Source organism: Pseudomonas reinekei (assembly GCF_001945365.1).
In the GTDB taxonomy this organism is placed as follows: domain Bacteria; phylum Pseudomonadota; class Gammaproteobacteria; order Pseudomonadales; family Pseudomonadaceae; genus Aquipseudomonas; species Aquipseudomonas reinekei.
The window spans coordinates 1-11,769 of sequence record NZ_MSTQ01000010.1 but is presented as its reverse complement, the minus strand read 5'-3'; the positions used below and the strand labels follow the sequence as shown (position 1 = coordinate 11,769).

12 protein-coding genes and 1 pseudogene are annotated in these 11,769 nt (G+C 59.8%); 8 read left to right on the top strand and 5 right to left on the bottom strand.

Annotation, left to right across the window (positions count from 1 at the left end):
• The first annotated feature begins 58 nt into the window (after positions 1-58).
• Positions 59-382, top strand: a complete 324-nt coding sequence (locus BVK86_RS17305) for a hypothetical protein (RefSeq protein WP_075947575.1) — start codon at positions 59-61, stop codon at positions 380-382.
• Between the two features lie 41 nt (positions 383-423).
• Here BVK86_RS17305 and BVK86_RS17300 read toward each other — a convergent pair whose 3' ends face one another.
• Entirely contained in the window at positions 424-1,224 is an 801-nt protein-coding gene (locus BVK86_RS17300; RefSeq protein WP_075947574.1) for an IclR family transcriptional regulator, read from the bottom strand.
• A 165-nt stretch (positions 1,225-1,389) separates the two neighbouring features.
• Between BVK86_RS17300 and hmgA the strand changes: the two genes are divergently transcribed.
• From hmgA to maiA, 3 genes are read left to right on the top strand one after another with little or no spacing between them, the layout of a single operon-like run.
• A complete protein-coding gene (gene hmgA, locus BVK86_RS17295) occupies positions 1,390-2,694 on the top strand; it encodes a homogentisate 1,2-dioxygenase (RefSeq protein WP_075947573.1) in 1,305 nt (434 codons plus the stop codon).
• Positions 2,695-2,697: 3 nt separating this feature from the next.
• Positions 2,698-4,002, top strand: a complete 1,305-nt coding sequence (gene fahA / locus BVK86_RS17290) for a fumarylacetoacetase (RefSeq protein ID WP_075947572.1) — start codon at positions 2,698-2,700, stop codon at positions 4,000-4,002.
• A gap of 12 nt (positions 4,003-4,014) precedes the next feature.
• Positions 4,015-4,650, top strand: a complete 636-nt coding sequence (gene maiA, locus BVK86_RS17285) for a maleylacetoacetate isomerase (RefSeq protein WP_075947571.1) — start codon at positions 4,015-4,017, stop codon at positions 4,648-4,650.
• 84 nt (positions 4,651-4,734) lie between these two features.
• On the opposite strand, the gene BVK86_RS17280 is transcribed toward maiA, so the two are convergent.
• Complete coding sequence (locus BVK86_RS17280; RefSeq protein WP_075947570.1) at positions 4,735-5,538, bottom strand: SirB1 family protein; 804 nt, start codon at positions 5,536-5,538, stop codon at positions 4,735-4,737.
• A gap of 183 nt (positions 5,539-5,721) precedes the next feature.
• Between BVK86_RS17280 and BVK86_RS17275 the strand changes: the two genes are divergently transcribed.
• Complete coding sequence (locus BVK86_RS17275) at positions 5,722-6,741, top strand: Glu/Leu/Phe/Val dehydrogenase family protein (RefSeq protein ID WP_075947569.1); 1,020 nt, start codon at positions 5,722-5,724, stop codon at positions 6,739-6,741.
• Positions 6,742-6,926: 185 nt separating this feature from the next.
• Here the strand turns inward: BVK86_RS17275 and BVK86_RS17270 are convergent.
• Positions 6,927-7,166, bottom strand: a pseudogene (locus tag BVK86_RS17270) (YebG family protein); the annotation flags it as partial.
• A 275-nt stretch (positions 7,167-7,441) separates the two neighbouring features.
• On the opposite strand from BVK86_RS17270, the gene BVK86_RS17265 reads away from it, so the two are divergent.
• On the top strand, positions 7,442-7,942 hold the full coding sequence (locus BVK86_RS17265; RefSeq protein ID WP_075947567.1) for a phosphate-starvation-inducible protein PsiE: 501 nt from the start codon (positions 7,442-7,444) through the stop codon (positions 7,940-7,942).
• On the opposite strand, the gene BVK86_RS17260 is transcribed toward BVK86_RS17265, so the two are convergent.
• Positions 7,939-8,256, bottom strand: a complete 318-nt coding sequence (locus BVK86_RS17260) for a DUF3509 domain-containing protein (RefSeq protein ID WP_075947566.1) — start codon at positions 8,254-8,256, stop codon at positions 7,939-7,941. The genes BVK86_RS17265 and BVK86_RS17260 overlap by 4 nt on opposite strands.
• A gap of 244 nt (positions 8,257-8,500) precedes the next feature.
• A complete protein-coding gene (locus tag BVK86_RS17255; protein ID WP_075947565.1) occupies positions 8,501-9,877 on the bottom strand; it encodes an L-serine ammonia-lyase in 1,377 nt (458 codons plus the stop codon).
• Positions 9,878-10,012: 135 nt separating this feature from the next.
• Between BVK86_RS17255 and BVK86_RS17250 the strand changes: the two genes are divergently transcribed.
• Positions 10,013-10,960 carry a LysR substrate-binding domain-containing protein gene (locus tag BVK86_RS17250; protein ID WP_075947564.1) on the top strand — a complete coding sequence of 316 codons (948 nt, stop codon included), beginning with the start codon at positions 10,013-10,015 and terminating at the stop codon, positions 10,958-10,960.
• A 214-nt stretch (positions 10,961-11,174) separates the two neighbouring features.
• On the top strand, positions 11,175-11,585 hold the full coding sequence (locus tag BVK86_RS17245) for an HPF/RaiA family ribosome-associated protein (protein WP_075947563.1): 411 nt from the start codon (positions 11,175-11,177) through the stop codon (positions 11,583-11,585).
• Positions 11,586-11,769 lie beyond the last annotated feature (184 nt).

The following is an 11,769-nucleotide window of genomic DNA, read 5'->3' as shown; positions in this document are numbered from 1 at the left end:
GGAGATTCAATTGCATTTAGTCCGGTATTGCTCACTATCATTAATAGGTTGTTAAATCATGGAAGAACTAAGTATCGAGCGGGTGCGTGCCATGTTGCATGCAAAACTCAGCGGGCGTGGAATCAATGTCGATGAGGTTTATATCAACGGCGTTCATTCTCTGGAAAATCTGCAGGTCACCTATTCGCAAACGCTGGTGTGGGCCTTGTATCTGGAGTTGCAGGACGCTCAAGTTCCTTACTTCGAGGGCGAGCATCTCGGGTTGTTTTCCAAGTCTTATACATTCGACTCTGCGTATCGTTTCAAAGGCTTGGAGTTTGACGAAGTAAATGACTTGGCTGCGAATATCGCGAAGCTATTTCTGAGTGAATCTGTAGTTTAATCAATACGGTTGTGCTGGTTTATTTACCGGCACAACCGTTTTCAGACGTTGGGTGTCGTTGCCTGATAACCCATTCGCCAACTAACGGCGCGCGTCGCAGCCAGCAAACGCTGTGCTGCCGGGCCATTCTCGTCGGCATGAAACAGCGAAGTCGGGCCGACCACCGTCAACACGGCCACGACATTGCCCATCGCGTTCAACACCGGTGCCGACAAGGCATCCACGCCGGGCATCAACAAGCCATGCACATGATGCAGGCCACGCGCGCGGATCTGCTCGCACATCAGCGCATAAGCCTGCTCATCTTCCAGTGCGTGATTGGCATGCTCCTGCAACTCCCGGTCGCGCAGTTCCACGGTTTCGCGCTTGGGCAGGTAGGCGCCAAAGACCAGACCAGTCGAAGAACTGAGCAAGGGCAGTACCGAGCCCAGTTGCGTCACCACCGTGACCGCACGCACCGCGGGTTCGATGCGTACCACGGTCGCGCCCTGATTGCCCCATACCGCCAAAAAGCAGGTTTCGTTCAAGTCATCGCGCAACTCGGCCAGGGGCAGGGCGGCGACATTCAGTACATCCATGCTGTTGAGGGCTGCAAGGCCAACGCGCAAGGCTTCACGGCCCAGGCCGTAATGGTTGGTCGCCGCATTCTGTTCGGCAAAACCGCTGGCGATCAGCGCCTGCAAATAGCGGTGAACCTTGCTCGCCGGCATCTGCACATGTTCGGCCAGCCGCGAGAGTGACGTCGAAGGCGACAACTCGGCCAACGCCTTGAGGATATCGGTCCCCACCTCGGCGGAGCGGACTTTCTGTTTACCGTTACTGTCGCTGCTGGGCTTTTCCATGGTGGTGCTGTGATCCCGGGACGAATGGGCGTCTTTATAGCTTGACGGTCAATACCAATCAAATTACGTTATGCGTAATTGAATTACGATAAAAATAACCCCGGCGTGTCATGAGCGTTGCAACAGAGCGATCAGTCACCGTCGACTCCCCGTTCAGGAGGCTCCATGAACCCCGATTCAACCGCCCCGGCGTTGGCTTATCTGTCAGGCTTCGGCAACGAATTCAGCAGCGAAGCGCTACCGGGTGCATTGCCGGTTGGGCAGAACTCCCCGCAAAAAGCCCCTTACGGCCTGTATACCGAACTGTTCTCCGGCACCGCCTTCACCATGGCGCGCAGCGAAGCCCGGCGGACCTGGATGTACCGCATCCAGCCATCAGCCAATCACCCGGCTTTCGTCAAACTCGATCGGCAACTGGCCGGCGGCCCATTGGGTGAAGTGACTCCCAATCGCCTGCGCTGGAACCCGCTGGAAATTCCCGCTGAACCGACGGATTTCATCGATGGCCTGGTGAGCATGGCGGCCAATTGCGCTTCTGAAAAACCGGCCGGCATCAGCCTCTACAACTACCTCGCCAATCGTTCAATGGAGCGAGTGTTCTTCAATGCCGACGGCGAAATGCTGTTGGTGCCGCAACAGGGACGCCTGCGCATCGCCACCGAGCTCGGCGTGCTGGAAGTGGCGCCGCTGGAAATCGCCGTGCTGCCACGGGGCTTGAAATTCCGTGTCGAGCTGCTGGACCCGCAAGCCCGCGGCTACATCGCCGAGAACCATGGTGCGCCCCTGCGTCTGCCGGATCTGGGGCCGATCGGCAGCAATGGCCTGGCCAATCCACGGGACTTTCTGACCCCCGTGGCGGCTTACGAAAACCTGCAACAACCGACCACGCTGGTGCAGAAGTTCCTCGGCCAGTTATGGGCGTGCGAACTCAATTATTCGCCGCTCAACGTCGTGGCCTGGCATGGCAACAACGTGCCGTACAAATATGACCTGCGCCGTTTCAACACCATCGGCACCGTCAGCTTCGATCACCCGGACCCGTCGATCTTCACCGTGCTGACCTCGCCGACCAGCGTCCACGGCCTGGCTAATCTCGATTTTGTGATTTTCCCGCCGCGCTGGATGGTCGCCGAGAACACCTTCCGTCCACCGTGGTTCCACCGCAACCTGATGAATGAATTCATGGGCCTGATCCAGGGCGAGTACGACGCCAAGGCCGAAGGCTTCCTGCCCGGTGGCGCATCGCTGCACAGTTGCATGAGCGCCCACGGCCCGGATGGCGAAACCTGCACCAAAGCGATCAACGCTGAGCTCAAGCCGGCGAAGATCGATAACACCATGGCGTTCATGTTCGAGACCAGCCAGGTGTTGCGCCCGAGCCGCTTCGCCCTTGATTGCGCGCAATTGCAAAACTCATACGACGCCTGCTGGGCCACGCTGCCAGCCACTTTCGACCCGACCCGGAGATAACCCATGACGCAGACTTCCATCACTCGCAGCTGGGTTACTTCCGCCAACGGCCATGCTGACTTCCCCTTGCAAAACCTGCCGCTGGGCGTGTTCAGCGTGAAGGGCTCCGCGCCACGTAGTGGCGTGGCCATCGGCGAGCATATTTTCGATCTGGAAGCCGCGCTCGATGCCGGGCTGTTCGACGGCGCCGCGAAAGCGGCCGTCGAAGCCACCCGAGGCGGTCAGTTGAATGCGTTCTTCGAGTTGGGTAGCGCCGCTCGAGTGGCCCTGCGCGAGCGCTTGCTGGAACTGTTGAGCGAAGGCAGCACCCTGCACGGCAAGATCGAAGCCCAGGGCGCAAAACTGCTGCCGCTGGCGGCGGATTGCGAGATGCACCTGCCGGCGAAAATCAACGACTACACCGATTTTTACGTCGGTATCGAGCACGCGCAGAACGTCGGCAAACTGTTCCGTCCCGACAATCCGTTGCTGCCGAACTACAAATACGTGCCGATCGGTTACCACGGCCGCGCCTCGACGATTCGTCCCTCCGGCACCGATGTGCGTCGCCCGAAAGGCCAGACTCTACCGGCCGGTCAGACCGAGCCAACCTTCGGCCCGTGCGCCCGTCTGGACTACGAACTGGAGCTGGGCATCTGGATTGGCCGGGGCAACGAGTTGGGCGACTCGATCGCCATCGGTGACGCTGCTGATCACATCGCCGGTTTCTGCCTGCTCAATGACTGGTCGGCGCGGGACATCCAGGCCTGGGAATACCAGCCATTGGGGCCGTTCCTGTCGAAGAGTTTTATCACCAGCATTTCGCCGTGGATCGTGACCGCTGAAGCGCTGGAGCCGTTCCGTCGCGCCCAGCCTGCGCGCCCGGAAGGTGATCCGCAGCCACTGCCGTACCTGTTCGACAAACGCGATCAGGCGGCTGGCGGCTTCGACATCGAACTGGAAGTGTTGCTACTCACTGAAGCCATGCGCGAGCAGAACCTGCCGGCCCATCGCCTGACCCTGAGCAATTCGAAACACATGTACTGGACCGTGGCGCAGATGGTCGCGCATCACAGCGTCAACGGCTGCCAGTTGCAGGCCGGTGACCTGTTCGGTTCGGGCACGTTGTCGGGGCCGGAGAGCGGTCAGTTCGGCAGCCTGCTGGAAATCACCGAGGGCGGTAAAAAGCCGATCGAGCTGGCCTCGGGCGAGGTGCGCAAGTTCCTTGAGGACGGAGACGAGATCATCCTGCGTGGCCGTTGCAGCCGCGAAGGGTTTGCCTCCATCGGCTTTGGCGAATGTCGCGGTAAAGTGCTGCCGGCGCGCTAAGGGGAGCGGGTGATGGAACTCTATACCTACTACCGTTCGACCTCGTCCTACCGGGTGCGCATCGCGTTAGCCCTCAAGGGGCTGGACTATCAGGCGCTGCCGATCAACCTGATCGCGCCGCCCGGTGGCGAGCACCGTCAGCCGCCGTATCTGGCCATCAACCCGCAAGGTCGCGTACCGGCCTTGCGTACCGATGAAGGCGCGTTGCTGATTCAGTCGCCGGCGATCATCGAGTATCTGGAAGAACGTTATCCACAGCTGCCGCTGCTGTCCAAAGACCTCGCCTCGCGGGCTCATGAGCGCGGCGCGGCCGCCGTGATCGGCTGCGACGTTCATCCGTTGCACAACGTCAGCGTGCTCAACCGGCTGCGGCAATCGGGTCACGATGAACCGCAGGTGATGGAGTGGATCGGGCACTGGATCCGCCAGGGATTGGCAACGGTGGAGCAGTTGATCGGTGATGAGGGTTACTGCTTTGGCCCGCAGCCGGGACTGGCGGACGTGTACCTGATCCCTCAGTTGTATGCCGCTGAGCGCTTCAGCATTTCCCTTGACGACTATCCGAAGATTCGACGAGTGGCGGCGCTGGCGGCTGTGCACCCGGCGTTCATCAAGGCTCATCCGGCGAATCAGCCGGACACCCCTTAACTCAGAAGCACGATCAATTGATCGCAACCTTCTGCAGCTCCTGCACAAATCCAGGGAGCTGCCGAAGGCTGCGATCTTTTGCTTTTAATGGACAATTGAATTGGGCGGCAAATGCCCCAGGCGCTCGGTGAGGCGAATCCGCTGGATCGGATCATCGCTGAGCAGCAAGGCATGTTCGAGGTCAAAACGCTCGGCATTGGGGCAGTCCAGCCGTTGGTAAAGACTGGCCCGGGCCAGGTAATCGGCGGCATTGGCGTTACCCAGTTCCAGCACGCGCTCGGCGTCGATCAGGGCACCGATGAAATCGTCGTGGGAAAGGTGCAACTGGCGCAGGTTGCGCGACAGGCGTTGTAGCATCTGCACGGGTTCGGCATTCATCAGGTGTTCGGCATTGAGCTTCATGTTCGGGCCGTACTGGCGGTGCAGCAGGTCCCGGCAATCGTTGGGGTAGAGGCGGCGACCGCCACAAGGATCGAGCAAGTGATCGGCGCCCGGCACCCGCAGAAGAAAGTGACCGGGAAAATTGACCCCGACCAAGGGGATTTCCAGGCCTCTGGCCAGTTCCAGCGCAATCAGCCCCAGGGCCAGTGGTTGCCCGCGTCGACGTTCCAGCACTTTGTTGACTAACGCCGCTTGCGGCCGCAAGGGGGTGGCATCGTCCTGCGCAAAGCCCAGATCATTCATGCGCCGCAACAACGGCTGCGCCAGTTCGCTCACCGGCAGCATCGGCAAGCCGCCACTGACGCGCTGTCGCAGCTCTCGCACATTTGCCAGCACCGCCTCGTGGTCCACCTCACTGTCATGCTCGGCGCAAATCCACAGCGCCGCCTCGAACAGCGCAGGCGGTGAACGTTGCAGGCAAGCGAAAAACGATTGGCGCGGCGTCATTGAAATCTCCCGGCAATGCCTCGTTTTAGCCCCGTCTCCTGTATTCGTCCAGTGCCTTACACGGGCTGCAACAGGTTATTTCCGAAAGACTGCATGGCCGCGTCGCTTATTCCGGTGCGCTTCTGCAATTTTTTAGCGCAAGCCTATACTGGCGTCTACAAGAAGTGATTCGGGAGCCTTACGATGTTCGCTCTCATGCAAAGCACTCGCCTTGAATCGCTGCATCTGAGCGTCGACCCGGTCACCGGGTTGAAGGCGGTCATTGCCATTCATAACAGCCGACTGGGACCTGCCCTGGGTGGTTGTCGTTACCTTGCCTACCCCAGCGACGAATCAGCGGTCGAGGATGCCATACGCCTTGCTCAAGGCATGAGCTACAAGGCTGCACTGGCCGGCCTGGCCCAGGGCGGTGGAGTGGCGGTGATTGTCCGACCTGCCCATGTCGCCAACCGCGCAGCGCTGTTCGAAGCGTTCGGACGTTGTATCGATCAGCTTGACGGTCGCTATATCACCGCTATCGACAGCGGCACCTCGGTGGCGGACATGGATTGCATCGCTCAACAGACCCAGCACGTTACCAGCACCACCTCGGCGGGTGACCCGGCACCGCATGCGGCAATGGGCGTGTTCACCGGCATTCGCGCCACGGCCATGGCCCGCCTGGGCAGCGACAATCTCGAAGGCTTGCGCGTGGCCATCCAGGGCCTGGGCAATGTCGGCTATGCCCTCGCGGAACAGCTGCATGCCGCCGGTGCCGAGCTGTTGGTCAGCGACATCGACCACGGCAAGGTGCAACTGGCCATGGAGCAGCTTGGCGCGCATCCCATTGCCAACGATGCATTGCTCAGCACGCCTTGCGACATCCTCGCACCGTGCGGCCTTGGCGGAGTGCTCAACAGCCATAGCGTGACGCAGTTGCGCTGCTCGGCGGTGGCCGGGTCGGCGAACAACCAGCTGACGCATCTGGACGTGGCCGATCAACTGGAGCGGCGAGGCATCCTTTACGCACCGGATTACGTGATCAATGCCGGTGGGTTGATCTATGTTTCGCTCAAACATCGTGGTGAGGCGTTGGGGACCATTACCGCGCACTTGTCAAAGATCAGTTCACGGCTGACCGAAGTGTTTGCTCATGCCCAGGCGGAGAAGCGCTCGCCGGCGCGGGTGGCGGATGAGTTGGCGGAGAAAGTGTTGTATCGGTAACAAGGCCCTGCAAAATGAAAAAGGCCCTGAATCCATCGGACTCAGGGCCTATTCAATTCTGACATTGCTTACTTGGCTGCTTTCGCGGCCTTGGCTGGCTTGGCCGGGGCGATCGGCTCAGCGCTCACCTCTTCGGCAGGTGCCGCTACTTCAGCCGGTTCTGGTGTTTCGACAGGTGCGTTGAGCAACTCGGACAGGGCGTCCGGCTGGCTCTTGAACGCCTTGGCGAACACATCGCGGTTCTTCGCCATGTAGATCCCGGCTTCTTCCACTTGCTGCTCGCTCAGGGACGGAACGGCTTTTTGCAACACTTCAGCCAGCAACTCGGCCAGTTCGAGCATTTTGTCATGACGGTCAGCTTCGGCTTTATCCATGAACAAGCGCTCCAGATCTCGGCTGCTGCGGTATACCACTTCGACGGCCATTCACCACCTCACATGCCTTCACATTGGTTGTCAGTTTCGACTACTGTATTTATATACAGCGAAAAGGATAAGCCAATCCCTTTGCTTTGGGTAGTGGCTTTTCAATGTAGTCCGGATTCAGGGTTTGTCAGGTCAGCCCGCACGAGGTGCGACCAAACGCCACGGCGCGTTATCGAGGGCCGCTCGCCATCATGGAGTGGCCTTTTTTCTGCATGCAGAAAACCGTCACGTCCAACCCGCATTATCCGGTCGAGTCGACCTAAGGAAGCATCATCGTGAAAATCAACTGGGCCGAAAAGCTGCGGCAGAACGTGCATGAACTGGCGGAGTCCCTGGGCAACCTGTTCGTCGAGACCTTTCATTATCTGGCCCTGTTCGCCATTGGTGCCGTGACCGCATGGGCGGCGGTGATGGAGTTTCTCGGGATGCTCGAAAAGGGCCACATCAAGATTGACGACATCTTGCTGCTGTTCATCTACCTGGAACTGGGGGCGATGGTCGGGATTTATTTCAAGACCAACCACATGCCGGTGCGCTTCCTGATCTACGTGGCGATCACTGCGCTGACGCGGCTGCTGATTTCCAACGTGTCGCACCACAATCCGCCGGACCTGGGGATCATCTACCTGTGCGGCGGGATTCTGCTGCTGGCGTTTGCGATTCTGGTGGTGCGGTACGCGTCGTCGCAGTTTCCGTCGGTGAAGATAGAAAACCCGCACCGTAAGACCGGCGCGGGCTCCAGTGAACATCCCGAAGTGGAGAAGGGCGAGCTTTAAAGTCCCATGGCGGGGCGCGGGCGCCCCTTGGCTTGTGGTGGCGGCAGGTTGCGCGTGCCGCCATCGGTCATGGATTCAAGGATGGCCACGGCGCTGTGGCCCTGTTCGATGGCAATGCCGAACTGAATGCTTTGCACCAGTCGTTTGAGGCGTTCGGGGTCATTGCGCTGCTCGGCGCTGATCATGCGTTTGGCAACGACCCGGCCGCTATTGGAGAGGGTCAGCATGATGCTGCCGTCCAGACCCTGAATGCTCAGGTTGATCTGGTAATCCGCTGCAAAGGCATCGGTAATGAGCTGAAAAGGGTTGTCCATGATGCGTCACCGCCTGATTGAACGTGCAGTTGTTGACCGGCCATGATCGGGTTGGTTCGCAATGCCGGACCACTGGCATCCCACGGCCATATCGCCATCATTGTTCCAACAGGGGTGTAGCAAGGGGCATGCCGATTAAATTGTCGGACAATGATCACAGGGGAAAAGAAGGCGGGCACCATGGCCCGCCTTCTTTTTGACTGCCCGTTTCAGGGCAGTAACCCCCAACGTGCCTCCAAACCGGTCAGCATTCCACCCAGTTCACCGCCAGGCCGCCGCGTGAGGTTTCCTTGTACTTGTCGTGCATGTCGGCGCCGGTGTCGCGCATGGTGCGGATCACCCGGTCCAGGGAGATGAAATGTTTGCCGTCACCGCGCAGGGCCATTTGCGTGGCATTGATCGCCTTCACGGCGGCGATCGCATTGCGCTCGATGCAGGGCACTTGCACCAGTCCGCCCACCGGGTCGCAGGTCAGGCCTAGGTTGTGTTCCAGGCCGATTTCCGCGGCGTTTTCCAGTTGTTCCGGCGTGGCGCCCAACACCTCCGCCAGCCCGGCAGCCGCCATGGCGCAGGCCGAGCCGACTTCGCCCTGGCAACCGACTTCGGCACCGGAGATCGAGGCGTTTTTCTTGCACAGAATGCCGACCGCCGCCGCCCCCAGAAAAAAGGCGACAACGTCGTCGTCCGACGCGTCCGGGTTGAATTTCATGTAGTAGTGCAAGACCGCCGGAATGATGCCCGCCGCGCCGTTGGTCGGTGCGGTGACCATGCGTCCGCCGGCGGCGTTTTCTTCGTTCACGGCGAGGGCAAACAGGTTCACCCATTCCATGGCCGAAAGGGTCGAGGTGATGACGTTCGGCTTGCCGATTTCCAACAGGCTACGGTGAAGTTTCGCCGCACGACGAGGCACATTCAAACCGCCTGGAAGGATGCCTTCGTGGCGCAGGCCTTGCTCGACGCAGTCGCGCATCACCGACCAGATGTGCAGCAGGCCCTGACGAATCTCGGCGTCACTGCGCCAGACCCGTTCGTTGGCCATCATCAATTCGGAAATACGCAGACCGTGTTGGTTGCAGAGCTGGAGCAATTCCACAGCGCTGGAAAAATCGTACGGCAACACCACGTCGCTGGCCGGTGCAACGCCGGATTCGGCTTCGGCCGCTTCGATGATGAAACCACCGCCCACCGAGTAATACGTCTGCTCGAACAGTTCGCCGGTTTCGCCGAAGGCTGTCAGGGACATGGCATTGGGGTGGTAGGGCAAGCTTTCGTCGAGCAGCAGCAGGTCGCGTGCCCAGTCGAAAGCGATGGTCGCCTGGCCTGCCAGGGACAATTCGCCGGTTTCGCGCAGGGTGTTGATGCGGCTGTCGATGGTGGTGGGGTCGATGCTGTCCGGCCACTCGCCCATCAGGCCCATGACACAGGCGCGGTCGGTGGCGTGACCCACGCCGGTGGCTGACAGGGAGCCGAAGAGGCGGATCTCCACCCGTCGCACGTCCCTCAGTAAAGCCTGATCGATCAGCGCTTGGGCAAAAGTCGCCGCCGCGCGCATCGGACCAACGGTATGGGAGCTGGACGGACCGATGCCGACTTTGAAGAGATCGAAAACACTGATAGCCATGCTAAAGCCTATGCCTGCAATGGAAGATGAATCGCTGCCATTTTTGTAGGACAAGCGCACTTTCAGCGATACTGCCTGCCATGGTCCTACGTGACCAACGAAACTTCCTAAGACAGCCTTTAGCAGGACTAAACGATGAGCCGTCAATTGCACGCCCAGACATACGTGTGGCTGCAGGTGTTTTCCTGTGCCGCCCGGCATTTGTCGTTCACCCGGTGCGCCGAAGAACTGCACATCACGCCGGGAGCGGTCAGCCAGCAGATCCGCCAGCTTGAGGAGCGCCTGGGTTTTCGTCTGTTTCATCGGCGTGCACGGGGTGTGGAGTTGAGTGCCGAAGGACAGCGACTGGCCATTACGGTCAACGAGGCCTATGGCAGCATTGATGCGGAATTGCGTCGCCTGGACGCCGGCATGATCAGCGGTACCTTGCGGGTGCGTTCGATCCCGTCGTTTCTCAGCAAGTGGCTGACCCCGCGCTTGCCGCGTTTGCAGCAGCGTTTCCCGGACATTCAGTTGCGCCTGGTGGCCGAGGACAGCAGCGTGCCGCTGCACGAGGGTGATTTCGACCTGGCCATCGACCTGAACGACGGCAGCTATCCGGGGCTGTTATCCACAGCCTTGCTCGATGAGCAGATTTTTCCGGTGTGCGCGCCGAGCCTGTTGCGTGGTCGGCCGCCGCTGCATGGCCCGGCGGACCTGATGCACTTTGCGTTACTGCACGACATCACGGCCTGGCGTGGCAGCTACGAGTACGCGGAATGGGAGTTCTATCTCAACGCCATCGGCTTCGAAGGCGCGGATGTACGGCGAGGGCACACGTTCAATCGAAACCACCTGACCATCGAAGCCGCCATCGCCGGGATGGGGGTCGCCATTGCCCGGCGCACGCTGCTCAACGACGAGTTGGAACGCGGGGCGTTGATTGTGCCGTTTGGGCTGACGGTGCCCAATCACAAACGCTACATGGTGCTCTATGCGCCGGGTGCGCTGAGCCATCCGGGCGTGCGTGCGGTGCATGACTGGCTGGTGGAAGAGGCGGGGATTTTTCGCGGCTTGCATCCGCTGGGGGAGCGGCAAATGTGAGCAATTATTACGCGAGGGCGGGGCGACTCGACTCCCGACCTTAACAGCGCTTTTGCCGGTTGTCCGGCTTTATTTACGATTAAAAATTTATCTTTTTTTAGGGGTTGAATTGTTCATCGTACAGACCGATTGTGTAAGTAAGAGGTCACGGTGATGACGCCCAAGGGCTTAGCTGACCGGCCTCTCGCGAGCTAGCTGAAATAAGGGATGAACTATGCAAATCCAAGTCAACAGCGATAACCATATTCAAGGCAGTAAACGACTGGAGGAGTGGGTACGTACTACCATTGAGAGCACGCTCGAACGCTACGAAGAGGACCTGACACGCGTCGAGGTTCACCTGCGGGACGAGAACGGCGACAAGCCGGGTCCTCACGATTTGCGCTGCCAACTGGAGGCGCGGCCAAAAGGCCATCAACCGATTTCTGTCACCCATAAAGCTGCCAGCCTGGAACTGGCGATCGATGGAGCTGCTGAAAAACTCGAACATGCGCTGGAACATCTGTTCGGCAAATTGCGAGGCAAACCACGCGCTGCCGTGGTGCCGTTCGAGCCCAGGGCTCACGCCGATGTGCTGCTGGAAGAAGAGTTTCTTGAAAACGAACAGGCTGCGCAAAACGGCTGAAGCCTGATTCACATTTTACCTTGCCACTGAGACGGGCCTGCATTGCAGGCCCGTTTTGTTTGTGCGCCAGGCATGGCGCGTTGCGCGCAAGCGCAACTAGCTTGGCTGTGGTGGCCATGCTGGTGACTTGGAGGTGAAAGTCCTCTACACACCCGGCAAGGGGAAGTGTTAGCCAGAGGCAAGG